Here is a 22,216-nt window from a genome sequence, read left to right as displayed (position 1 = left end):
TCGTTCCTTCCTTTCGCGGGAAGCGCGGCGATCCTCAGAGGACGCCCGCCTCGACCTTCAGCTTGTTGACGAGCTCGGCGGCGCTGGCGACCTTAACGCCGGCCTTGCGGCCGCCCGGCTCGACGGTCTTGAGCACCTTGAGGCGCGGGCTCACGTCGACGCCGAGCGCCTCCGGCTCCACGGTGTCGAGGGGCTTCTTCTTCGCCTTCATGATGTTGGGCAGCGAGGCGTAGCGCGGCTCGTTGAGGCGGAGATCCGTGGTGACGATCGCCGGCAGCGTCAGGTTCAGGGTCTGCAGGCCGCCGTCGATCTCGCGCACCACGTCGAGGTTGCCGTCCGCGACCTCGAGCTTGAACGCGAAGGTGCCCTGCGGCCAGCCGAGCAGCGCGGCGAGCATCTGGCCGGTCTGGTTCGAGTCGTCGTCGATCGCCTGCTTGCCGAGGATGACGAGATCCGGGCTCTCCTTCTCGACCAGCGCCTTGAGGAGCTTGGCGACGGCGAGCGGCTCGACGGCGGCGTCGGTCTTGACCAGGATGCCGCGATCGGCGCCCATGGCGAGCGCGGTGCGGATCGTCTCCTGCGCCTGCTGCGGGCCGATCGAGACGGCGACGATCTCGGTGACCTTGCCCTTCTCCTTGAGGCGGATCGCCTCCTCGACGGCGATCTCGTCGAAGGGGTTCATCGACATCTTGACGTTGGCGAGCTCGACGCCGGAGCCGTCCGGCTTCACCCGGATCTTCACGTTGTAGTCGACCACCCGCTTGACGGGCACCAGAACCTTCATGATCGTCGCATCCTTCAGGACGAAGGGACGATGGTGGCCGGGCCCTCCCTCGGCCGGCCAGCGATCATCCCCGATGGAGCACGGTGGCGCGGACCGTAGCGGCCGATTTTCGCAATTGTCAACGCGCGCCGGCGGGCGGCCGCCCCACCGTTAAGTGCAGCCCGCGGCACCTGCGCGGGAGCCGTGTTGCCCGCGCGGGTGCCGGTACCTGTCGGAGCCCGGAGGGGGCATCTCAGGTGCGCGTCTTGCCCGGCACCCAGAGCACGTCGGCGGCGCCGCCGTCGTTGGCGACCCGGGCGGCGACGAACAGGAAGTCCGACAGGCGGTTGAGGTACTGGATCGCCACCGGCGAGACGGTCTCGCCCGGCGTGGCGGCGAGCGCCACCGCCAGCCGCTCGGCCCGGCGGCAGACCGTGCGGGCGAGGTGCAGGGCGGCGGCCGCGGCCGACCCGCCCGGCAGCACGAAGGAGCGCAAGGGCGACAGCCCGGCGTTGAGCGCGTCGATCTCGCGCTCGACCCGCTCGACCTGGGCGGCGACGATCCGCAGCGGCTCGTAGGAGAGAGGCTCCCCGGTCTCCGGGGTGGCGAGGTCGGCGCCGAGATCGAACAGGTCGTTCTGCATCCGCCCGAGCATCGCGTCGAGCTCGCCGGTGGTGTGCAGGCGCGCCAGCCCCAGGCAGGCATTGGTCTCGTCGACGGTGCCGTAGGTCTCGACCCGCAGGTCGGCCTTCGAGCGGCGTTCGCCGTTGGCCAGAGCCGTCGTGCCGGTATCGCCGGTGCGGGTATAGATGCGGTTGAGGACGACCACGGTCAGGCTCCCTTCGGCGGGCCGCGGGCCCGCCGTCACGAGCGACGTTGTAGCGGGCCGGCGCCGCGGCGCCAGGGCCACCATCGTCGGGCCGGCCGCGCGGCGTGACGCCCTGCGGCCCCTTCGTCGGTCAGAAGGTGTAAGCGATCTTGCCGCCGAAATTCGTCAGGCCGCGATTGGTGACGCAGAGCCCGGCATTCGACATGTGCTCGATCGTCGCCATGATGCTCCAGTGCTCGGTGAGCCGGAAGCCGACGGCCGCCGCCTCGCGGAACAGCGGGTTGCAGCCGAGCGCGTTGAAGGTCTTGGGCACGCCGGCCTTCGGGCCGGTATAGCCGTCGTGGAAGCCGGCGCCGAAGAAGCCCTCGACGAAGATCCGGTCGGTGATGTCGGCGGTCCAGGTCGCGCCCAGATAGGCATAGCTGGTGCGGCCGTCGAAATTGTAGCTGCCGCCGACCGTCGGGCGCGGCACGAAGGCGGCCCAGAACCGGTCGAGCCCGGTGACCGGCTTGGCGAACAGGATCTCGCCGTTGATGTTGCTGGTGTTCTTCTCGTTGCTGCCCGGGTCCTGCGCGGACCCGCCGATGCGGAACTCCGACACGATGCTGAGGGGCTGGACCGGCGGCCGGTAGGACGGCACCAGGGCCGAGGGGTCGGCGGCCTGGGCGGCCGGGGCGGCCAGCACGATGGCCGCGGCAAGGCTCGGAAGGGTTACGCGCATCTGTCGAACGGTCCACCGCCCCGTGGCTGGAGCGGCATTCACCTTAATCCCCGGGCCGGCATCCCGTCTCGCCGCGCAATCCATGCGGGCATGGTTTTCCACCCCGTGCGGCCGGCCCGCCACAGTCCCGCTGGGTCACCCGCCGCGCCACCACAGCACCCCCATGATCACCACGATGGCGACGAGCTGGAGCACCACCCGCAGCCGCATCAGGCGCTGCGAGAGGTTGGCGCTGCCGCCGCGCAGCATGTTGCCGAGGCCGAGGAGCAGCACGGCGGCGACCGCCAGGCAGGCGACGAGGACGAGGGTGTTGCTGGACATCGGGATGATCGCTCGGGGCCGGGCTCGCGGGAGGTCATGGCCTGATAGGGCGTATCGGGCGCATCCGGGGAGGCGGCCCCGCGCCGCAGGAGCGGGACGCGACGCCGGAGCGGGTTCGGCAGGCCGCGATCGGTCAACCGCGAAAGGATGGCGCCAGACCAGATGATCCGTCAACGGCGGCCTGCCCCAAAGTCATCGCCATAATCATGGCAGCGGATTCGCCGTCGCTTCACCTTTGACGGTCGCCTGCGGTGTTGCACAAATGCGATAGCCTCGAACAGCCCATCATGATTGTGTGCCGGCGCCGGGTTGCTGCGGCGCGGCGATGCGTCCGCCCGGCACGAGATCCGAACGGGGCGGCGACCGCATGATCGGGCCGGCCCGACGACCATGGGGGTTGTTCACGTGAAGTCCTACCTGCTCGCCACCGCCGGCCTCCTCGCGCTCGCGGGCGTCGCTCAGGCCGCCGATCTCCCGCGTCGCGTCGCGCCGCCGCCGGTCTACCCGGTGGCCCCGCCGGCCTTCACCTGGACCGGGTTCTATGCCGGCGTGAACGCCGGCGGCGCCGTCGGCGGCGACTTCCGCGCCTCGACGACCTCCCCGCGCCCGGCCGCCCTGCCGGCCGCCCGCGGCGAGGCTTCGGCCGCCGGCTTCGTGGCGGGCGGCACCGTCGGCTACAACTACCAGTTCACGCCGAACAACGGATTTGTGGTCGGCGTCGAGGTCGATGCCAACTACGCCGACATCCACAACGAGTTCCGCGCCTCGGCCGGCACCGCCAGCGCCAACGGCGCCCTGAAGACCGACACCTACTTCGTCACCGTCCGCGGCCGCGTCGGCTATGCCTGGGGTCCGCTGCTCGCCTACGCCACCGGCGGCTGGGCCTTCACCGAGATCGGCGCCCGCGGCATCGCTACGGGCCCGGGCCTCGCGCTGCCGGCCTCCTTCAACGCTTCGCTCCCGGTCGACGGCTACACCGTCGGCGCCGGCCTCGAATACATGATCACCCCGACCCTGTCGGTGAAGGGCGAGTACCTCTACGCCGACCTCGAGCGCGACGTCCGCTTCCGTGCCCTCGGCACCCAGTTCGGCATCCGTACCGGCCTCGACGCCCACCTGCTGAAGGTCGGCATCAACTACCACTTCAACCTGTTCAACTGAGCGTGCGGGGCCGCAACGGCGGCCCCCTTCGTCCCGCCGAACGACCATCACGAGACACGGCGCGGCTCCCATCGGGGCTGCGCCGTGTCTCGTTGCCGGGACGCCGCTCAGTTGCGGCGCAGCAGGCGCTCGAAATAATCGAGTTCTTCCGTCGGCCGGCTCGGGTCGCCGAGCTTGCGCCGCAGCTCCTCCAGGATGCGCCGGGCCCGCTCGACGCCGGATTCCTCGGCGGTCGGCACCCGCACGCGGCCGTCGGAGAAATCGCGGCTGCGGGTCGGCCGCCCGAGCGGGTCGCTGTCGCGGGCGCCCTGGCGGCCGGGCTGGTTGGGGTTGCCCTGGCCCTGCTGCCCGTCGGCCTGCTGGCCCTCACCGTCCTGGCCCATCTGCTGCATCTGCTGGGCCATGCCCTGCGCGCCGCGCTGCAAGCCTTCGAGGGCGCGGCCCTGGGCGTCGACGGCGGAGCCGTCCTGGCCCTGGCCGATCGCGTTCTCGGCGTCCTTCATCGCCTGCTCGGCATCGGCGAGGCCCTGCTCGCCCTGCATGCCGAGCTCCTTCATCTTGCGCTGCATGTCCTCCAGGCGCTGGCGCAGGCCCTGCTGGCGGTCGCCCAATCCTCCCTGCTGCTGCCCGCCCTGCTGGCCGCGCTGGCCTTGCTGCTGCTGACCCTCGCCCTGCTGCGGCTCCCCGCCGCGCTGGCCCTGCTGGCCGCGCTGACCCGGCTGGCGCTGTCCCTGCTGGCCCGGCTGCTGCTGGCCGCGATTGCCGAAGCGGCGCTCCTGGCCCTGGCGGAAGGTCTCGTCGCGCAGGCCCTGCTGCTCGCGGGTCATCGCCTCGAGATCCTGCATCTGGCGGTTCATCTCGCGGGCGGTCGGGTCCGACATGCGCGAGTTCGGCTGGGCCGTCTGCAGGTTCTCCAGGATGCCGCGGAGCTGGTCGAGCAGGCGCTGGGCCTCGGCGGTGTCGCCGCGCTTCATCGCCTCCTGCATCTGGTCGAGCATCTTGGCCAGGTCGTCGGGCGTCACCGTGCGGTCGGCCTGCTGGCTCTGCTGCCCGGGGTTCTGCGGGTTCTGCTGCTGGCGCTCCGCGAACTCCTTCAGGAACCGGTCCATCGCCTGGCGCAGCTCGTCGGTGAGCTTGGCGATCTCCTGGTCGGAGGCGCCGCGATCGAGGGCGTCCTTCAGCCGGTCCTGGGCGGCGCGCAGCGCCTTCTCGGCATCCGAGAGGTCGCCCTCCTCGATCTGCAGCGCCATCGTCCACAGGAGGTCGGCGACCTCGGTGAGCGCCTCGTCGGTGCGGGCCGCACGCAGGCGCCGCGCCGCCTCCTTGAGGCCGAGGAAGACGCCCCATTGCGGCGTGAAGCGCTCGGGCGCGATCAGGAGCGCGTCGAGCGAGGTCTCGACCCGCGCCCGGCCCCCGTCGGGATCGAGGACGAGGCGGCGGCGCTCCTCGGCCAGCGACCGTGCCAGGGGCTTGGTGAAGAACCGCCCCGGCAGCGTGAAGGCGAGGGGGGCGGAGCGCCCCTCCTGGCCCGCCTCGTCCTTCGCCACCAGGGTCAGCAGCACCTTGGCGCCTGCCCAGGGGTTGTCGGTGAGATCGACCAGGGTGCGGGTGTCGGTGGTCCCTTGCGGGTCGGAGGGCAGGGTCAGGGTGAGGCGCGGCGGCGGCACCAGGCTGCGCCCCTTCGTCTGGGGCTCGACGACGCCCTCCGCCGAGGCAAGGCCGTAATCGTCCTTGGCCCGGTAGGCGAGCGTGAAGGTGCCGCGCCCGTTGGTCTCGGGGTTGCCCGAGAACGCGATCTCCGGCGGCCGGTCGGGAATGGTCTCGACGGTGAGGCGATGGCTCGAGGCGAAGCCGGTCTGCACCGACACCTCGGCGGTGCCGCCGGTGAGCGTGAAGCGCTCCTCGCGCAGGTCGGCCCGGGCCGGGGCGGTGGCGGGCAGGGGCTTCAGGCCGGCCCCGGGCGTCACCGTGGCGGCGCCGGCGCCGGCGATGCGCACCACGAGCGTCGAGTTCACCGGCGCCCGCAGGTGCTGGCCCGCCTCCGCCAGGGACACGATCAGGGGCGGCATCCGGGTGTAGAGCGGCGGATCGATCCAGCCGTCGACCCGGAAGGACGGCGCGGCCGCGACGGGCCCACGCCAGTCGAAGGCGGTGCGCAGGCGCTCGCCGGCCTCCGGCCCGGCCACGAAGGCGCCGGCCACGGCGGCGAGGATCGCCCCGGCGCGCAGGGCGTAGGGGTCGCGCCGGGCCATGCCGGGCCGCGGGCCCGAGACCTTGAGACGGGTCAGCGCCGCGGCGGCGCGCCTCCGGTGCAGCTCCCACAGGGCCAGCGTGCCGGGATCGTCGCGCCCGAGCGCCAGGCTGTCCTCGATCGTGCGGGCGGGGCGGTGGGCGAGCCCCGCGTCGCGGTCGATCCGCGCCAGCGCCTGCGGCCGGGCGATCCGGCGCAGGCGCACGAGCGGCAGGAGGGCGCCCAGGAGCGCCAGAGCGAAGACCGCGACCCCGGCCATCCGCAGGAACGGGCCGGCATCGAGCCACAGGCCGAGCCACGAGGCGGCGAGGAAGACCAGCACGACCGCGAGGCCGCGCCACAGGATCGGCCAGGCCTGCTCCCACAGGGTCACACGACCGGCCCGGGCCACGAGCCGGTCGAGCCCGGCGCGCACCGGATCGGCCCGGTTCTCCGGGGCCCCGGCGCTGCGCGCGGTATCCGGCTCGGCCTTCGTCATGCCCTGCTCCCGCTCGCGCTCCGTCGCGCGGCAGCCGCGCGGGAGCGAAGCGGGCAGGCTACCATGCCGGCCCGGGCGGGCCAGCGGGTCAAATCGGCTCAGGCCTGGCGGCCGGCGCGCTGCCGGTCCGAGTCCTGCGGCGCGGCGCCCGACAGGCCGCCCGGTACGCCGCCTTCCTGCCGCGCCGCCGCCTCGCGCAGGGGCTGCACGGCGCTGCGGGCATGGGCGAGGGTGGTCTCGTGCTCGGCCGCGATGCGGAACGCACGCGCGACCACGGCTTCGGCACGGGCGAGCAGGTTGCCTTGGGGCGCCATCGCTTCACGTCCTCCCGGTGACTGGCGGTGACGTTAGCGTACGGGGACTGGCCGACCGGTTCGGAAAACCGGTCGCATTTTAGCGATCAGACCGCGAGCCACTCCGGCACCCGGTCGAGCCCGATCAGCTCCTCGTAGCTCTGCCGCGGGCGGATCACCGCGTGGTCGGCGCCCCGTACCAGCACCTCGGGCACCAGCGGCCGGGTGTTGTAGGTGCAGGCCTGCACGGCGCCGTAGGCGCCCGCCGACATCACGGCGATCAGGTCGCCGGGCTTCACCTCCGGCATCTCGCGGGCGAGCGCCAGGTAATCGCCGCTCTCGCAGACCGGGCCGACCACGTCGGCGGTGACGCGGCCCGCCTCGGGCGTCGGCTCGGCCACCGGGCGGAGCGCATGGTAGGCCTCGTAGAGGGTCGGGCGGATGAGGTCGTTCATCGCCGCGTCGACGATCACGAAGGTCCGGCCCTCGCCGTGCTTCACGTAGAGCACGCGGGTGACGAGCACGCCGGCATTGCCGGCGATCATCCGGCCGATCTCGAAGACGGGCTTCAGGCCGAGCGGCTTGAAGTGCGGCCGCAGCACCGCCGCGAAGGCGGCCGGGTCCGGCGGGGGAGCGTTGTCGTCCCGGTAGGGGATGCCGAGGCCGCCGCCGAAATCGACGTGGTGCAGCCGGTGGCCCGCCGCCATCAGGTCGCGGGCCAGCCCGCAGAGCAGGGCGGCCGCGTTGTCGTAGGGCGCCAGATCGGTGATCTGGCTGCCGATATGCATGTCGACGCCGACGAGCGACAGACCCGGCAGGCGCGCCGCCCGGTCGTAGACCTCGCGGGCGCGCGAGATCGGGATGCCGAACTTGTTCTCCGACTTGCCGGTCGAGATCTTGGCGTGGGTGCGGGCGTCGACGTCCGGGTTGACCCGGATCGAGACCGGCGCCGTCGCGCCCTTGGCGGCGGCCACCCGCGACAGCTGCTCCAGCTCCGGCTCGCTCTCGACGTTGAAGCACAGGATGCCGGCGTCGAGGGCGGCCGCCATCTCGCCCTCGGTCTTGCCGACGCCCGAGAACACGATCCGCTCGCCCGGCACCCCGGCGGCCAGCGCCCGGCGCAGCTCGCCCTCCGAGACGATGTCCATGCCGGCGCCCAGCCGCGCCAGGGTGGCGAGCACGGCCTGGTTCGAGTTCGCCTTCATGGCGTAGCAGACCAGCGCGTCGTCGCCCGAGAACGCCTCGGCGAAGACCCGGTAGTGCCGCTCCAGGGTGGCGGAGGCGTAGCAGTAGAACGGGGTGCCGACCGCGCCCGCGAGCCGCGACAGGTCGACGTCCTCGGCGTGGAGCATGCCGTTGCGGTAGGTGAAGTGATGCATGGCGAAGTGACCGGGAGAGGGACCGACGCCAAGGGGCGCTGCCGCGCCGCATCCGGCGCGACGCGCCCTCTACACGAAACCGGACCGCCTTTGCACCCTCACGCCGGCCCGGTCACAGCAGCGGGTCGAGCGGGAACGGCCCCTGGGGCACCGTGAAGCCCTTGCGCCGGCGCGAGGACGACTCGGTCGGGGCCGGGAGCCCGGTCGGCGGGGCGATCGCGGCGGCGGGCAGCTCGTCTTCCTCGTCGGGGGCGGAGGCTCCCGCGGAGAGCCCGACGCCGCCCGGCAGCGTGTTGACGGCCGCCGCGCCCGTCTTCGGCCGCGCGGTGCCGGCGCCCGGGTTCGCCTTCGGCTGGGCCGCCGGCGCCGCGGCGGGCGGCGGCTCGAGCGGCCCGCGCCGGCCGCAGGCGGCGACCGAGAGGGCGATCAGGCCGAGGAGGACGAGGAGGCGGGGACGGAACACGGGCGAGATCCGGGGACAAGCGTGGCGGCGGCACCATAGCGGCCCGCGCCGCGCGAGGCGAGCCCGCCCGGCGCCGTGGTTGCACCGCATTCGAGCGTGGCCGTTAAGGGAGCGTTGGAGCCCGGGCCGGAAGAGTGCGGCCGGGCCCGCCCGCGGGGGCTCCCGCCGCGGGGAACGTCCTGCAGGGATCCCCGGGGGGCGCGGCCGATGCCCGGGCGCCACACCGCCCGGGAAGCCGCGGGCCGGCAGGACGGGGCGGCGATCGTTTCGCTCGCCTTTCCGTTAACGAACGGTTAAGCTTCTCGCCGATCGCCGCGTCGGCTCCCCGTCGCGTTTGTGAGTGTCCCGTGAGCCTTTCGACGGTGCGGCTGCACCAGCTCCTCGTCGCTGCGGCTTTCCTGGTGCCGTGCGTCGTCCTGGTGGGTGCGGCGTGGTGGAACCGGGCCGAGGTCCTGCGGGAAGAGGACAGCGCCGTCGTGCGCACCGCCGCGGTGATGCACGAGCACGCCTCGAAGGTGTTCGACACCGCCGAGCTCGCGATGGACCGGGTCGACGACTACGTCTTCGACCGCAGCTGGACCCAGATCTCGGCCCCGGCGACCGGCGGCTTCCTCGCCAGCCTGAAGGCGCCGCTGGCCCAGGCCCGGGCTGTCTGGGTGGTGGATCCGCAGGGACGGATCCGCGCCTCGAGCCGCGAGGGCGACCTCGGCCGCGAGCTCGCCGAGCGCGACATCTTCTCGGTCCACCGCCCGAAGGATATCGGCATCTATGTCAGCCCGGCCCTGCGCGAGCCCGACGGCTCCACCGCCTTCATGGTCAGCCGGCGGCGCTCGACCGAGGACGGGCGCTTCGACGGCGTGATCGTCATCGCGCTGGGCACCGAGTACTTCGCCCGCTTCTACGCAGAGATCGCCGCCCCGACCGCCCACCGGGCGACGCTGCTGCGCGCCGACGGCGCCGTGCTGGTGCGCGAGCCGCCCGGCCCGGAGGCCGACGAGCGGCTCGGTCCGGCCGATCCGCTGCTGCGGGCGATCCGTGCCCGGCCCCAGGGCGGCGCCACCACCGGCACCCCGCCCGGCGAGGTCGAGCGGCTCTACGCCTGGCGCCGGATCGGCGATTACCCGGTCGACGTCGCCTTCTCGGTCGAGACCGTCGTCGCCCTCGACCGCTGGTACGACAACCTGCGGATCTACGGCCTCGTCGCGACGGTCTCGGCCCTGACCCTTGTGCTGATGGCCTGGCTGGCGCTGGCCCGCGCCCGGGCCGAGGAGCAGGCGATCGCCGACCTGAAGCGCGAGCACGCCCAGCGACTCTCGGCCGAGAGCCAGCTGCGCCAGTCGCAGAAGATGGAGGCGGTGGGCCAGCTCACCGGCGGCATCGCCCACGACTTCAACAACCTGCTCGCGGTCATCACCGGCTCGCTCGAACTGGTGCAGCGCCGCATCGCCCGGGGCGACACCGATGTCGCCCGCTTCATCGCCGGGGCCCTCGACGGCGCCGACCGGGCGGCGAAGCTGACCCACCGGCTCCTCGCCTTCGCCCGCCAGCAGCCGCTGGAGCCGCGCCCGACCGACCCGAACCGCCTCGTCGCCGGCATGGTCGACCTGCTTCGCCGCACGCTGGGCGAGACCGTGCAGGTCGAGACCCGGTTGATGGCCGACCCGCCCCCGGTCTTCGTCGACCAGAACCAGCTCGAGAACGCGATCCTCAACCTCGCGGTCAACGCCCGCGACGCGATGCCGGGGGGCGGGCGCCTCACCCTGGAGATCGCGCAGGGCAGCCTGGAGGACGGCGCGCAGGGGGTGTCGATCACCGTGCGGGACACCGGCACCGGCATGCCGCCCGAGGTGGTGGCGCGGGCCTTCGAGCCGTTCTTCACCACCAAGCCGCAGGGGCGCGGCACCGGGCTCGGCCTGAGCCAGGTCTACGGATTCGTCACGCAGTCGGGCGGGCGGGTGCGGATCGACAGCCAGCCGGGGAGGGGCACCGCCATCACGCTGACCCTGCCGGTGAGCCGGGACGCGCTGCCGGCCGAGGATGCCGGGCGGGCGCGGCTCGCCGCCCCCTCGCCCGACCGGGCCCGGCGCACGATCCTGGTGGTCGAGGACGATGCCGCGGTGCGGCTCGCCAGCGCCGAGACGATCGGCGAACTCGGCTACCGCACCGTCACGGCGGCGGACGGGGCGGCGGCGCTCGCGGTGCTCGACGGCGAGCGCGAGGTGGCGGTGCTGTTCACCGACGTGGTGATGCCGGGCATCGACGGGCCGACGCTCGCCGCCGAGGCGCGGCGGCGGAGGCCCGCCCTGCGGGTGGTCTTCGCCACCGGCCACCCGGCGGACAACGACCAGGACGGGCCCCGCCCGGCCCCCGGCGAGACCGTCCTGCGCAAGCCCTTCAGCATCGAGGACCTGGCCGAGGCCCTCGAGGCCGCGAGTCGGGAACAGGCCCCGGCCTGAGACCGGGGTCTGTTCTCGGCTCTAGAGCGCTCCACGATTGCGTTGCAATCGCGAAGGTCTCTAGGCTTTTGTTTTTTACCGCATTTTCTTCGACGAACCGGCATCCACTTCGTCGGAAATGCCTTAGCGCGGCGGGCCCGGGGGTGCCTTACTTCTTGTGCGTCTGCTCGTAGAAATCGATCGCGCGCTTGCAGTTGACCGAAATCTTCTTCATGTTCTTCTCGAAGCAGCGATCGACCTCGGGGCTCTCCGGCGGCAGGTTGCCGCAATAGGTCATGTAATCGCCGGTGCAGTACTTCTTCAGGTTGGGGTCGTCCCGCTGGGCCGAAGCCGGGCCGGCGAGCAGCATCAGGCTGCCGGCAGTCAGGAGGGCGAGCGACATCGGCCTGAGCATCATGTCTGTCGAAGCCTTGCAAAACGTGGGAAGTCGCAGCGAGATGGCCCGAAACCGGCGACCTGACAAGGGTCGCGGGGTGCCGCAGGCCGCGCCGCAACGGGCCTAGGCCGCGCCGCAGCGGACCGGGCCGGCCGGAAAGTTCGAGCACCGGCAAGGGCTTGCCCGATGTTTCCGAGCCATTTCCGATCTCGCGCGGCCGATCGGGGGACGTGCCGGGGCGACCGCGATGTGCCGCACGGCACACCGCGCCGGGCCGTCAGCCGGCCGTCGCGGGCGCGGTGCGCGGCGCGGACGGGGAGAGCGGCGTCGCCGCCGGCATGCGCGGCTCGGGCCGGCCCTGCACGGTTTCCTGCCCGGTCCCGCGCCCCTGCATCAGGGCGTCGGCCACCTCGGCGATCCGGCGTTCGAGGAGCGCGTTCTGGTTCGCGATCTCGGCCGGCGGCGTGCCGGCCGTCCGCACGGCCTCCTGCAGCCGCGCGATCTCGGCGCGCGCAGCCTCGATCTCGGCGGCGTGGTGGGCGGTCAGGTCGGCAAGCGCGTCCTCCAGGGCCTGGACCTGCCCGCGGGCGGCGGTGGCGACGCTCTCCCCCGCCTCCGCGACGCGGCCGCGGGCGGCCCGCACCTGCTCCTCCGCGATGCCCCGGGCGGTCTCGGCCTCGGCCTGGCCGCGGCTCACGGTCTCGAGTTCCTGGCGCAGGGTCGCGAGGTCGGACAGCGCCCGCTGGTAGGGGCCCTCCAGCGCCCGCATCGCCTCCTCGGCGGCGGCCCGGGCGGTGCGGGCCTCGGCCAGCTCGCCCTCGCCGCGGGCGAGGCCGCCGCGGGCCTCGATGAGGTCGCGCTCCAGCTCGGCGAGCCGGGCGTCCCGGCGCTCGATCTCGGCTGTGAGCTCGCCGAGGCGCACGGTGCGCCGGCCGGTCTCCTCCATCTCGGCCTGCCGGGTCGCCTGCGCCTCCTCGACCCGGCGCTCGAGCTGGCGCTCGCGCACCGCGAACTCGGCCCTGAGGTGGTCCTTCTCGGCGGTCAGCTCGACGATCGACATCGGGTAGAGCGCCTCGAGCCGGCGGCGCGTCAGGCGCTCGGCCCGGGCGTTGAGCGCCGGCAGGACCAGGAGGGCGCACAGGCTGGCGCCGAGGAACCCCAGCGCCACGAACATCAGGGACTCGATCACCCGGGCGATACTTTCTCGGCGTCCGGGCGGGGCCCCGCACGGACGGTTGCAACGGATCGACGCGCCCCGGCGCAGCAGGACCGGCGTCGCGGCCGGACCCTGCCACGGGACGCTCCCGAGGACCAGCGCGGCCCGGCCGGCGCGGCACGCGCCGTCCGGATCCGTCGCCGGATCCTCAGAAGGGGTTCCAGGTCGGCGAGTCGGTGAACTTCAGATAGCCGATATTGATCCCGAACCGGGCGCCGACGCCGGCCCGGATCGGCACCACCACGATGTTGTCGGCGGTCACCGCCGACATGCCGAAGCCGCCCACCACGTAGGCCGAGCCGTCCATGCCGACGAAGCGGCGGTAGAGGGCGTTCACCCGCGGCAGGTTGTAGACCAGCATCATGCTGCGGGCCCCGTCGCCGCCGACGTCGAAGCCGAGGGACGGGCCCTGCCAGTACACCTTGCGCTGGCCGGCATTGCGGGTGAACAGCGTGCCCTCGCCGTAGCGCACGCCGCCGATGATCGCCCCGGAAGCCTCCTGGCCCAGGATGTAGCCGTTCGGCTCGCCCCAGCGGCGCGTCGCCTCCTGGACCGTCAGGGCGAGCCCGCGCGAGACCGAGCCGAAGAACTGGTGGCCCGAATCGACGATCTCCTGGGGCTGGAACGTCCCCGGGTCGCCCGGGCGGCGGCCTTGCGCGGCGGCGGGCCCGGGCAGGCCCGCGGGCAGGGCGGCGGCGGCGAGCAGCAGGGCCGCGAGGGCGCGCCGGCGCGACACTCCGGCGCTCTGCCGGGCCGAGGAGGCGGAGGAGGCTGAGAGCATTCGTTAGGCATCCCGGCTTAGAAGGAGGTCGTGACCGGCCCGGCCGATTCTCGTCGGAGGGCCGGCGCGGACGGCGGCGGGATGCCACGAATGCTGCGGATATGGGCAAGATCAGGTTAACGCGGCGCGGCCTGCTGTCGCTTCTCCCCGCCGCGGCTGTCCTCGGGCCGGCGCGGGCCGAGACGCCGCTCGGCGTGCCGTCGCTCTACGCGGCCGATCCCCTGACCGGGCTCGCCCTCAGGGGCTACGACGCGGTCTCCTACCGGCTCGGGCGCGAGCCGGTCTCCGGGGCCGATGGGCACGACTACGTCTGGTCGGGTCTCGTCTGGCGCTTTTCCAGCGCGGCGAACCGGGGCGCCTTCGCGCGCGCGCCGGAGGTCTACGCGCCGCGGCTCGGCGGCTGCGACCCGGAGGGCGTCGCCGCCGGGCGCCTCGTCGACGCCGATCCCCTGGTGGCGAGCCTGTACGACGGCCGCCTCTACCTCTTCCGGGACGCGCAGCGCCGGGCGCGGGCCGTACCCGAACTGCTCGATGCCGCCGAGGCGCGCTGGCCCGACCTGCGGCCCGCCGCCGCGATCGGCGGCTGAGAAGCCGGCGTTCCCGGTCAGGCGCCCCGTTCGGGGCAGCGCTCCGGCAGCACGGCGCGCGCGGCCTGCGACGGGTCGCCGAAGGCCGCGAACGGGCCGTTGCGGTACTGGCCGGGCCGGCGGCCGTAGCCGAAGGGGCGCCCGTCCGGGCCGACGAGGCAGCCGCCGGCCTCGGTCAGGATGTGGTCGCCGGCCGCGGTGTCCCATTCCATCGTCGGGCCGCAGCGGACGTAGACGTCGCCCTCGCCGCAGGCGAGGAGGCCGAACTTGATGGCCGAGGAGACCCCGCGCCGCCGGCCGACCGGCAGGCCCGCGAGGCAGGCCTCGTCCGCCGCCTCGCCGTGGCTGCGGCTGACGAGCGCCGTCATCCCCTCCGGCTGGAGCGGCCGGGCCGAAACGGGGCGGAACGGACCGGGACGGCCTTCGACGAGCGCGGCCTCCACGGCCCCGGCGCCCGCCGCCCAGACCCGGCCGAGGGCGGGTGCGGCGAGGGCGGCGGCGACCGGCCGCTCGCCGGCCACCAGGGCGATGTTGACCGTGTACTCGCCGGTGCCCTTCAGGAAATCCTTCGTCCCGTCCAGGGGATCGACCAGGAAGAACAGGGCCGCCGGCGCGGCCTCGGCGGCGGTCTCCTCGGCGATCACCGGGATGCCCGGCCAGGTCTCGCCGAGCGCGGCGACGATCAGCGCCTCGGCGGCGAGGTCGGCCTGGCTCGTCGGCGAGCCGTCGGCCTTGAGGCGGTGGCTGCACCCGCCCCGCTCGAACTCCCGCAGGATCGCGCCGGCCGCCGCGGCGATCCCGGCGAGCCGGGCCGCGACGGCGTCGCGCTCGGAAGGCGTGGGCAGACGGTCGAGGGCGAGGGCGGGCGTCATGAGGGCGGACGTCATGCGGTTGTCATGCCCGCAGCCGGCGGCTTTGTCGATGACCGCGCGGCCGGCCGCGGCGTGATCGCCTTTTCAAACCGGCGCGCGGCGGCTATCCGTGCCGGCAAACCGTGGCGGGAGCCGCCGCGATCCACGCCTTCATCCGACTGCCCCATCTGCCGGCCCCGCGGAGCGCCCCATGACCACCGTCACCCTCGACGCCCTCGATCTTTCGGCGCTGCTCTGCTCGCGGGTCTGCCACGACGTGATCAGCCCGGTCGGCGCCATCGTCAACGGCCTCGAGGTGCTGGAGGACGAGGACAGCGCCGAGATGCGCGACTTCGCCCTCGACCTGATCCGCAAGAGCGCCAAGCAGGCCTCGGCCCGGCTGCAATTCGCCCGCATCGCCTTCGGGGCCGCGGGCTCGGCGGGAGCCAGCATCGACCTCGCCGATGCCGAGAACGTCGCCCGCGGCATGTTCGGCGACGAGAAGACCAAGCTGACCTGGAGCGCGCCGCGGGCGCTGTTTCCGAAGAACAAGGTCAAGCTCGTCCTCAACCTCGTGGTCATCGCCGTGACGGCGATCCCCCGCGGCGGGGTGATCGACGTCGCGATCACCGGCGAGGGCGAGGCCCCGGTCTTCGTGCTGACCGCCAAGGGCGCCTATGCGCGCATCCCGCCCCACGTCGAGAAGCTGATCGCCGGGACGCCGGAGAGCGGCACCGTCGACGCCCACGCGATCCAGCCGTTCTACGCCGGCCTCGTCGCCCGCGCCGCCGAGATGGACGTGCGGTTCTCGATCGAGGGCGACACGGTCACGATCCGGGCCGAGCCGGCCGCCGCCCCGGCCGCGGACGTCGAGGACGTCCGGGACTCCGACGACCACCAGGACGGCGGTAACGGCATCTAACCCTAGGGCCGGCGGCCAGTTCGAGCCCCGGTCTCTTCGCGATTCTCTCCGGCGAGCCGGAATTTCCCCCGATTCCGGGCGGTTATGCCCGGAGCGGGTACAGTATGAGGATTGGCGGCAACGGATCATAAAGGCTCCCGTGGCAGCGTAGGCCTGCGCAGAGATCCTGCGTGGATCGACGAGTGGCCGCGATGGACGATTTGTTGCGTGAGTTCCTGACGGAGTCCGGTGAGCACCTGGACACTGTCGACCTCGAGCTCGTCCGGTTCGAGCAGGATCCGAACAACCAGACGATCCTGCGGAACATCTTCCGTCTGGTACACACCATCAAAGGAACCTGCGGGTTCCTCGGCCTGCCGCGCCTCGAGGCGCTGGCGCATGCCGCCGAGACCCTGATGGGCAAGTTCCGCGACGGGATGCCGGTGACGAGCCCGGCCGTCAGCCTGATCCTGCAGACCCTCGACCGGATCAAGGTGATCCTGGCCGAGCTCGAGCGCACCGGCGGCGAGCCGGCGGGGGTCGACGAGGACCTGATCGGCGCCCTCGAGCGCATGTCGGAGGAGCCGGTTCCGGCGCCCGAGCCGGTACCCGTCGCCGCCCCGGCGGCCTCCGGCACCCTGGTGCCCCAGGTGCTGGAGCGCGCCCTGAAGCCCGGCGAGGTCTCCCTCGACGACCTCGAGCGCGCCTTCCGCGACACCGCCGTCGAGATCGAGGCGCCCGCCCCCGAGGCCCTCGCCCCGATGCCGGCGCCCGAGCCGGCCCGGCCGGCGGCACGTCCGGAGCCCGTCCGGCAGGAGGCTGCCGCCGCGCCGGCCGAGGCCCGCCGCGCCGACCCGGCGCGGTCCGAGCCGCAGCCCGCCGCCGAGAGCGAGAACGGCCCGGTCAGCAAGGTGCAGACGATCCGGGTGAACGTCGACACCCTCGAGCACCTGATGACGATGGTGTCCGAGCTGGTGCTGACCCGCAACCAGCTCCTCGAGATCGCCCGCCGTCACGAGGACGGCAACTACAAGGTGCCGCTGCAGCGCCTGTCCCACGTCACCGCCGAGCTGCAGGAAGGGGTGATGAAGACCCGCATGCAGCCGATCGGCTCGGCCTGGCAGAAGCTGCCGCGGGTGGTGCGCGACCTCTCGTCGGAACTCGGCAAGAAGATCGACCTGGTGATGCAGGGCGCCGAGACCGAGCTGGACCGCCAGGTCCTCGAGGTCATCAAGGACCCGCTCACCCACATGGTGCGCAACTCGGCCGACCACGGCATCGAGTCGGGCGCGGAGCGCAAGTCCGCCGGCAAGCCCGAGAAGGGAACGATCCGCCTCAACGCCTTCCACGAGGGCGGCACGATCACGATCGAGATCGCCGACGACGGCAAGGGCCTCGACCTGTCGGCGATCCGCCGCAAGGCGGTCGAGCGCGGCGTCGCGACCGAGGCCGAGGTCGAGCGGATGACCGACGCCCAGGTGGCGAAGTTCATCTTCCACGCCGGCTTCTCGACCGCCAAGGCCGTCACCTCGGTCTCCGGCCGCGGCGTCGGCATGGACGTGGTGAAGACCAACATCGAGCTGATCGGCGGCACGATCGACATCCAGACCCAGCTCGGCGCCGGCACCACCTTCACGATCAAGATCCCGCTGACGCTCGCCATCGTGGCGGCGCTGATCGTCTCGGCCCGCGAGCACCGCTTCGCGATCCCGCAGGTCTCGGTGCTGGAGCTGGTGCGGGTGCAGCCCGGCACCGACCACGCGGTCGAGCGCATCAACGGCTCGCCGGTCCTGCGCCTGCGCGACCGCCTGCTGCCGATCGTCCCGGTGGCGGCGATGCTCGGCCTCGACGCGCCCGACGCCCCGGCCTCGACCGACGAGGGCTTCGTGGTGGTGAGCCAGGTCGGGCGCCAGCGCTTCGGCATCCTGGTCGACGGCGTCTTCCACACGGAAGAAATCGTCGTGAAGCCGATGTCCTCGAAGCTGCGGCACATCCCGCTGTTCTCCGGCAACACGATCCTCGGCGACGGGGCGGTGGTGCTGATCATCGATCCCAACGGCGTCGCCCGGATGGTCGGTTCGGGCACGGCCAGCGGCCAGCCCGGCGAGATCGAGGCCGAGGCCGAGGGCGACGAGAACGCGGGCGATCAGGCCGTGACGCTGCTGGTGTTCAAGGGCGGCGGCGACGCGCTCAAGGCGGTGCCGCTCTCGCTGGTCACACGCCTCGAGGAGATCGACGCCTCGAAGATCGAGTGGGTCGGTGGGCGCCCGCTGATCCAGTATCGCGGCCGCCTGATGCCCCTCGTCCCGGCCGACCCGGCCCAGGCGATGAAGCGCGACGGCGCCCAGGCCCTGGTGGTGTTCTCCGACGGCGAGCGCTCGATGGGCCTCGTGGTCGACGAGATCGTCGACATCGTCGACGAGGTGCTGGACGTCGAGCTGGTGACCGAGCGCTCGGACCTGATCGGCTCGGCGGTGGTGCGCAACCGGGCGACCGAGATCGTCAACATCGCCCACTACCTGCCGCTCGCCCACGACGATTGGGGCCAGCCGACCCACCGCGCGGTGCCCAAGGCGCCGAGCCTGCTCCTCGTCGACGACTCGGCGTTCTTCCGCGAGATGCTGACCCCGGTGCTCAAGGCGGCGGGCTTCCGCGTCGCCCAGGCCTCCGATGCCGAGGAGGCGATGCGCCATCTCCTCGGCGAGGCCCGGACCGACCTCGTGGTCTGCGACCTCGAGATGCCGGGCCGCTCGGGCTTCGACCTCATCGAGGCGATGCGCAAGGCCGGCGGCCGTCTCGCCGAGATGCCGGTCGTGGCGCTCGCCGGCACGATGGCGCCGGACTCGATCGCCCGTGCCCGGGCGCTCGGCGTCGCCGACTGCGTGGCGAAGTTCGACCGCTCCGGCCTGGTGGCGGCGGTCAACGAGATCGCCAGCACCCCCCTCGACGCCGCGGCGTGACCCACTGACCGCGACCGCCCGGACGCGCTCACCCCGCGTCCGGGCGCCCGATCCCCCTCACACGCCCGAGCCCCGCCCATGATGGCCGCCAACACGAACACCGCCGGCACCCCCGCGCAAGCCACCGGCGAGACCACCGACTACGTCACCGTGCTTCTGGGCGACGAGCTGTTCGGCCTGCCGATCGACCGGGTGCACGACGTCTTCATCGCCACCAACCTCACCGACGTCCCGCTGTCGCCGCCGGAGATCAAGGGCCTGCTCAACCTGCGCGGCCGCGTCGTGACGGCGCTCTGCCTGCGCCGGCGCCTCGGCCTGCCCGACCGCACCGGCGACGGCCGCAACATGGCGGTGGGCCTGGAGCACGGCGGCGAGGCCTACGGCCTGCTCGTCGACCAGGTCGGCGAGGTGATGAAGCTCGCCACCGACACCTACGAGCCGAACCCGGTCCACCTCGACACCCGCTGGCGCGCGGTCTCGCGCGGCGTGCACCGCCTCGACGGGCGCCTGCTGATCATCCTCGACGTCGAGGCGGTCCTGGCCTTCGGTGACGAGCGGCCCGCCGCCACCGCCGCCTGACGCGGGGACGGCCGGATGAGAACGTTCCTGATCGTCGACGACTCGGCGGTGATCCGCAAGGTGGCGCGCCGGATCATCGAGGGCCTGGGCTTCCGGGTGGCGGAAGCCGAGGACGGCCGCGAGGCGGTCGAGCAGTGCCGGTCGGCGATGCCCGACGCGGTGCTCCTCGACTGGAACATGCCGCACATGGACGGGTACGACGTCCTGCGCGCCCTGCGGCGGCTGCCGGACGGCGACCACCCGAAGGTGCTGTTCTGCACCATCGAGAACGACGTCGCGTCGATCGCCCGGGCCCTGCAGGCCGGTGCCGACGAGTACATCATGAAGCCCTTCGACAAGGACATCATGACCGCCAAGCTCCAGGCGGTCGGCTTGGCGTAAGGCCGCCTGCACCGCCGGCCTCGCCCGAGGCCGGCCCTGCCATCGGCCTTTTCCCGGGGCCGACCCGATAAGAAGCCCCGGCTCGACCCGGGACCGATCCCCCTGGCCCGCGCCTGCGCGGCGCCGACCGAGAAACGCCATGGCCGCCTCCGCCGCGCCTTCCAACCCGTCCCCGAGCGCCGGACCGCGCATCCGCGTCCTGGTGGCCGACGATTCCGTCGTGGTGCGCGGCCTGGTCTCGCGGTGGCTCGAGGAGGCCGGGTGCGAGATCGTCGGCACCGCCGCGAACGGCCGCATCGCGCTCGATTCCCTCGACCGGGTCCAGCCCGACATCGTGCTCCTCGACATCGAGATGCCGGAGCTCGACGGCACCCAGGCGCTGCCCAGGATGCTGGTCAAGCGCCCCGGGCTCCAGGTCGTCATGATGTCGACCCTGACCCAGCGCAACGCCGAGATCTCGCTGCGCTGCCTGGCGCTCGGCGCCATCGACTACCTGCCCAAGCCCGAGGGCAACCGCGGCGTCACCACCCAGGCGAGCTTCCGCGAGGACCTGGTCCAGAAGATCCGGATGCTCGGCGCCGACCTGCGCAACCGGCCCCGCGCCCGCCCGGCGGGATTGTCCGAGCGGCCGGGCTTGGGCGCCGCCGCGCCGGTCGAGCGGGTCGCCTCGCCGCTCTCGGCCCCAGCGCCGCGCCCGGCCGCGGCGCCGGCCGCGATCGCGACTCGCCCGCGCCCGTTGCGGGTCGCCGCACCCCGCTGCCTGCTCGTCGGCGCCTCGACGGGCGGTCCCCGGGCGGTGGGGGAGGTGCTGGAGAGCATCGGCGCCGCCACCCTGCGGCGGGTGCCGATCCTGATCGTCCAGCACATGCCGCCGGTCTTCACCGCGGTGTTCGCCGAGCATCTCGGCGCCCGGATCGGCCTGCCGGCGGCGGAGGCCAAGCACGGCGAGCCGGTGCGCCCCGGCGTCGTCTACGTCGCCCCCGGCGGGCGCCACATGGGCCTGTCGGGCTCCGCCGCCGAGGCGGTGATCCAGCTCAACGACGGCCCGCCGGTGAACTTCTGCCGCCCCGCGGTCGACGTGATGTTCCGCGACGCCGCCGAGGTCTACGGCGCCGCCACCCTGTCGGTCGTGCTCACCGGCATGGGGTCCGACGGCACCAAGGGCGCCAAGGCCCTGGTCGATGCCGGCGGCATCATGCTGGCTCAGGACGAGGCGTCCTCGACCGTGTGGGGCATGCCCGGCAGCCTGGTGCGGGCCGGCTACGCCCACGACATCCTGCCGCTGTCGGGCCTCGGCCCGGCCCTCCGCTCCGCCATCGCCGGCCCGGGCCATTGATGCGCGTCCTGCCACGGATCCGGGGGAGGATGCCGCACCGATGACCGAGACCGAGTTCGATTTCCTCCGCGCCTACCTCAAGCAGCGCTCCGGCCTCGCCCTGACGGCGGAGAAGCGCTACCTCGTGGAGAGCCGCCTGTCGCCGGTCTGCCGGCGCTTCAACCTCGCCGGGCTGACCGAGCTCGTCGGCTGCCTGCGGGTCGCCCGGGACGGCGCGATCGAGCGCGCCGTGGTCGAGGCGATGACCACCAACGAGACCTTCTTCTTCCGCGACCGCACGCCGTTCGACCTCTTCCGCGACGTGCTGCTGCCCGGCGCGCTCGCCGCCCGGGCCAACCAGCGCCGGCTGCGGATCTGGTGCGCCGCCGCCTCGACCGGCCAGGAGCCGTACTCGCTGGCGATGATGCTGGCCGAAGCCGCGCCTCGCCTCGCCGGCTGGCGGGTCGAGATCGTCGCCACCGACCTCTCGACCGAGGTGCTGGAGAAGGCCAGGCTCGGCCTCTACAACCAGTTCGAGGTGCAGCGCGGCCTGCCGGTGCAACTGATGCTGAAGCACTTCACCCAGGTGGGCGAGCAGTGGCGCATCGCCGAGTCCCTGCGCCAGATGGTCGATTTCCGGCCGCTCAACCTGCTGCAGCCGTTCGAGCAGCTCGGCACCTTCGACATCGTCTACTGCCGCAACGTGCTGATCTACTTCGACACGGCGACCAAGGCCGACGTGCTGCGCCGGATCGCCGACCAGCTCGCGCCCGACGGGGCGGTGCTCCTCGGCGCCGCCGAGACGGTGATCGGCATCACCGAGACGCTGATGCCCGATCCCGAGCATCGCGGCCTGTACCGCCACGGGCGCGCCGCGGCGAGCCCGGGCCTGTCGAGCCAAGGCCTGTCGAGCCTCGGCCTGTCCACGAGCCCGGCGCTGGCCGCGAGCCACGCGGCGCCGGTCCCGAGCTATCCGGGATTCGCCGCGCCGGCCGCCGGCCCCGCGGCGACGCCGGCCGCCCCGAGCGCGGCCGCCGCGCTCGCCGGCCTGCGCTGGGCGTCGCGCTGACGGATCGTCCCCGCGGCCGGGTGATGCGAGCCCGCGAGGATCGGTCCACCGGTCCTCGCGGCTTGCCGCGGCCATGACGAGCCGG

Annotated in this window: 21 protein-coding genes; 9 read left to right on the top strand and 12 right to left on the bottom strand. The window is 73.2% G+C overall.

The annotated features are described in order from the left end of the window. Positions 1-34: 34 nt before the first annotated feature. From BMX97_RS25770 to BMX97_RS25755, 4 genes are all read right to left on the bottom strand, one after another. The gene (locus BMX97_RS25770) at positions 35-784 is read right to left on the bottom strand and encodes an electron transfer flavoprotein subunit beta/FixA family protein (protein WP_091754049.1); all 750 of its coding nucleotides are present in this window, start codon (positions 782-784) and stop codon (positions 35-37) included. A gap of 232 nt (positions 785-1,016) precedes the next feature. After that, the gene (locus BMX97_RS25765; RefSeq protein ID WP_091754048.1) at positions 1,017-1,592 is read right to left on the bottom strand and encodes a cob(I)yrinic acid a,c-diamide adenosyltransferase; all 576 of its coding nucleotides are present in this window, start codon (positions 1,590-1,592) and stop codon (positions 1,017-1,019) included. A gap of 130 nt (positions 1,593-1,722) precedes the next feature. Beyond that, complete coding sequence (locus tag BMX97_RS25760) at positions 1,723-2,313, bottom strand: acyloxyacyl hydrolase (protein WP_058620076.1); 591 nt, start codon at positions 2,311-2,313, stop codon at positions 1,723-1,725. A gap of 135 nt (positions 2,314-2,448) precedes the next feature. Further along, positions 2,449-2,634 carry a twin transmembrane helix small protein gene (locus tag BMX97_RS25755; protein ID WP_091754047.1) on the bottom strand — a complete coding sequence of 62 codons (186 nt, stop codon included), beginning with the start codon at positions 2,632-2,634 and terminating at the stop codon, positions 2,449-2,451. A 405-nt stretch (positions 2,635-3,039) separates the two neighbouring features. Here BMX97_RS25755 and BMX97_RS25750 point away from each other — a divergent pair, with 405 nt between their 5' ends. Further along, a complete protein-coding gene (locus tag BMX97_RS25750) occupies positions 3,040-3,795 on the top strand; it encodes an outer membrane protein (protein WP_177202356.1) in 756 nt (251 codons plus the stop codon). Positions 3,796-3,902: 107 nt separating this feature from the next. Here BMX97_RS25750 and BMX97_RS25745 read toward each other — a convergent pair whose 3' ends face one another. The 4 genes from BMX97_RS25745 to BMX97_RS25730 all read right to left on the bottom strand — a co-directional run bounded on the left by BMX97_RS25745 (position 3,903) and on the right by BMX97_RS25730 (position 8,659). Next, complete coding sequence (locus BMX97_RS25745) at positions 3,903-6,524, bottom strand: TIGR02302 family protein (protein WP_091754045.1); 2,622 nt, start codon at positions 6,522-6,524, stop codon at positions 3,903-3,905. Between the two features lie 98 nt (positions 6,525-6,622). Next, positions 6,623-6,838 carry a hypothetical protein gene (locus BMX97_RS25740; RefSeq protein WP_091754044.1) on the bottom strand — a complete coding sequence of 72 codons (216 nt, stop codon included), beginning with the start codon at positions 6,836-6,838 and terminating at the stop codon, positions 6,623-6,625. An 86-nt stretch (positions 6,839-6,924) separates the two neighbouring features. Then, on the bottom strand, positions 6,925-8,196 hold the full coding sequence (lysA, locus tag BMX97_RS25735) for a diaminopimelate decarboxylase (protein ID WP_091754043.1): 1,272 nt from the start codon (positions 8,194-8,196) through the stop codon (positions 6,925-6,927). Between the two features lie 112 nt (positions 8,197-8,308). Beyond that, entirely contained in the window at positions 8,309-8,659 is a 351-nt protein-coding gene (locus BMX97_RS25730; RefSeq protein ID WP_091754042.1) for an LPS translocon maturation chaperone LptM, read from the bottom strand. A 347-nt stretch (positions 8,660-9,006) separates the two neighbouring features. On the opposite strand from BMX97_RS25730, the gene BMX97_RS25725 reads away from it, so the two are divergent. Next, a complete protein-coding gene (locus BMX97_RS25725; RefSeq protein WP_091754041.1) occupies positions 9,007-11,115 on the top strand; it encodes an ATP-binding protein in 2,109 nt (702 codons plus the stop codon). A gap of 148 nt (positions 11,116-11,263) precedes the next feature. Here BMX97_RS25725 and BMX97_RS25720 read toward each other — a convergent pair whose 3' ends face one another. From BMX97_RS25720 to BMX97_RS25710, 3 genes are all read right to left on the bottom strand, one after another. After that, positions 11,264-11,497 (bottom strand): 3',5'-cyclic-nucleotide phosphodiesterase, encoded by a 234-nt coding sequence (locus BMX97_RS25720; RefSeq protein ID WP_244533380.1) that lies wholly within the window; start codon positions 11,495-11,497, stop codon positions 11,264-11,266. Positions 11,498-11,768: 271 nt separating this feature from the next. After that, complete coding sequence (locus tag BMX97_RS25715; RefSeq protein WP_091754040.1) at positions 11,769-12,680, bottom strand: coiled-coil domain-containing protein; 912 nt, start codon at positions 12,678-12,680, stop codon at positions 11,769-11,771. A 175-nt stretch (positions 12,681-12,855) separates the two neighbouring features. Beyond that, positions 12,856-13,488, bottom strand: coding sequence for a DUF1134 domain-containing protein (locus BMX97_RS25710; protein WP_091754039.1), 633 nt, complete (start codon positions 13,486-13,488; stop codon positions 12,856-12,858). Positions 13,489-13,589: 101 nt separating this feature from the next. Between BMX97_RS25710 and BMX97_RS25705 the strand changes: the two genes are divergently transcribed. Beyond that, positions 13,590-14,075, top strand: a complete 486-nt coding sequence (locus tag BMX97_RS25705) for a YHS domain-containing (seleno)protein (RefSeq protein WP_091754038.1) — start codon at positions 13,590-13,592, stop codon at positions 14,073-14,075. 17 nt (positions 14,076-14,092) lie between these two features. On the opposite strand, the gene BMX97_RS25700 is transcribed toward BMX97_RS25705, so the two are convergent. After that, positions 14,093-14,962, bottom strand: coding sequence for a 3'(2'),5'-bisphosphate nucleotidase CysQ family protein (locus BMX97_RS25700; RefSeq protein WP_244538648.1), 870 nt, complete (start codon positions 14,960-14,962; stop codon positions 14,093-14,095). 175 nt (positions 14,963-15,137) lie between these two features. Between BMX97_RS25700 and BMX97_RS25695 the strand changes: the two genes are divergently transcribed. The 6 genes from BMX97_RS25695 to BMX97_RS25670 all read left to right on the top strand — a co-directional run bounded on the left by BMX97_RS25695 (position 15,138) and on the right by BMX97_RS25670 (position 22,131). After that, on the top strand, positions 15,138-15,848 hold the full coding sequence (locus tag BMX97_RS25695) for a histidine phosphotransferase ChpT (protein WP_091754037.1): 711 nt from the start codon (positions 15,138-15,140) through the stop codon (positions 15,846-15,848). Positions 15,849-16,039: 191 nt separating this feature from the next. Further along, positions 16,040-18,787 (top strand): hybrid sensor histidine kinase/response regulator, encoded by a 2,748-nt coding sequence (locus BMX97_RS25690; protein WP_091754106.1) that lies wholly within the window; start codon positions 16,040-16,042, stop codon positions 18,785-18,787. 78 nt (positions 18,788-18,865) lie between these two features. Next, positions 18,866-19,366 (top strand): chemotaxis protein CheW, encoded by a 501-nt coding sequence (locus BMX97_RS25685; RefSeq protein ID WP_091754036.1) that lies wholly within the window; start codon positions 18,866-18,868, stop codon positions 19,364-19,366. 15 nt (positions 19,367-19,381) lie between these two features. After that, entirely contained in the window at positions 19,382-19,747 is a 366-nt protein-coding gene (locus BMX97_RS25680; protein WP_060848868.1) for a response regulator, read from the top strand. 139 nt (positions 19,748-19,886) lie between these two features. Further along, positions 19,887-21,083: a protein-glutamate methylesterase/protein-glutamine glutaminase gene (locus BMX97_RS25675; RefSeq protein ID WP_091754035.1), complete on the top strand. Its 1,197-nt coding sequence runs from the start codon at positions 19,887-19,889 to the stop codon at positions 21,081-21,083. Between the two features lie 40 nt (positions 21,084-21,123). Beyond that, positions 21,124-22,131, top strand: a complete 1,008-nt coding sequence (locus BMX97_RS25670; RefSeq protein WP_091754034.1) for a CheR family methyltransferase — start codon at positions 21,124-21,126, stop codon at positions 22,129-22,131. The last annotated feature ends 85 nt before the right edge of the window (positions 22,132-22,216 follow it).

It is taken from the genome of Methylobacterium sp. ap11 (assembly GCF_900110515.1).
In the GTDB taxonomy this organism is placed as follows: Bacteria; Pseudomonadota; Alphaproteobacteria; order Rhizobiales; family Beijerinckiaceae; genus Methylobacterium; species Methylobacterium ajmalii.
The sequence above is the reverse complement of the archived record's forward strand: the minus strand, read 5'-3'. Positions and strand labels throughout refer to the sequence as shown.

Excerpts from the sequence above, each read along its gene's own strand:
- BMX97_RS25770 (WP_091754049.1), bottom strand. The coding sequence starts at position 784 with ATGAAGGTTCTGGTGCCCGTCAAGCGGGTGGTCGACTACAACGTGAAG.
- BMX97_RS25760 (WP_058620076.1), bottom strand. The coding sequence starts at position 2,313 with ATGCGCGTAACCCTTCCGAGCCTTGCCGCGGCCATCGTGCTGGCCGCC.
- BMX97_RS25755 (WP_091754047.1), bottom strand. The coding sequence starts at position 2,634 with ATGTCCAGCAACACCCTCGTCCTCGTCGCCTGCCTGGCGGTCGCCGCC.
- BMX97_RS25745 (WP_091754045.1), bottom strand. The coding sequence starts at position 6,524 with ATGACGAAGGCCGAGCCGGATACCGCGCGCAGCGCCGGGGCCCCGGAG.
- BMX97_RS25740 (WP_091754044.1), bottom strand. The coding sequence starts at position 6,838 with ATGGCGCCCCAAGGCAACCTGCTCGCCCGTGCCGAAGCCGTGGTCGCG.
- lysA (WP_091754043.1), bottom strand. The coding sequence starts at position 8,196 with ATGCATCACTTCACCTACCGCAACGGCATGCTCCACGCCGAGGACGTC.
- BMX97_RS25720 (WP_244533380.1), bottom strand. The coding sequence starts at position 11,497 with ATGTCGCTCGCCCTCCTGACTGCCGGCAGCCTGATGCTGCTCGCCGGC.
- BMX97_RS25710 (WP_091754039.1), bottom strand. The coding sequence starts at position 13,488 with ATGCTCTCAGCCTCCTCCGCCTCCTCGGCCCGGCAGAGCGCCGGAGTG.
- BMX97_RS25705 (WP_091754038.1), top strand. The coding sequence starts at position 13,590 with ATGGGCAAGATCAGGTTAACGCGGCGCGGCCTGCTGTCGCTTCTCCCC.
- BMX97_RS25700 (WP_244538648.1), bottom strand. The coding sequence starts at position 14,962 with ATGACGTCCGCCCTCATGACGCCCGCCCTCGCCCTCGACCGTCTGCCC.
- BMX97_RS25695 (WP_091754037.1), top strand. The coding sequence starts at position 15,138 with ATGACCACCGTCACCCTCGACGCCCTCGATCTTTCGGCGCTGCTCTGC.
- BMX97_RS25690 (WP_091754106.1), top strand. The coding sequence starts at position 16,040 with ATGGACGATTTGTTGCGTGAGTTCCTGACGGAGTCCGGTGAGCACCTG.
- BMX97_RS25685 (WP_091754036.1), top strand. The coding sequence starts at position 18,866 with ATGATGGCCGCCAACACGAACACCGCCGGCACCCCCGCGCAAGCCACC.
- BMX97_RS25680 (WP_060848868.1), top strand. The coding sequence starts at position 19,382 with ATGAGAACGTTCCTGATCGTCGACGACTCGGCGGTGATCCGCAAGGTG.
- BMX97_RS25675 (WP_091754035.1), top strand. The coding sequence starts at position 19,887 with ATGGCCGCCTCCGCCGCGCCTTCCAACCCGTCCCCGAGCGCCGGACCG.
- BMX97_RS25670 (WP_091754034.1), top strand. The coding sequence starts at position 21,124 with ATGACCGAGACCGAGTTCGATTTCCTCCGCGCCTACCTCAAGCAGCGC.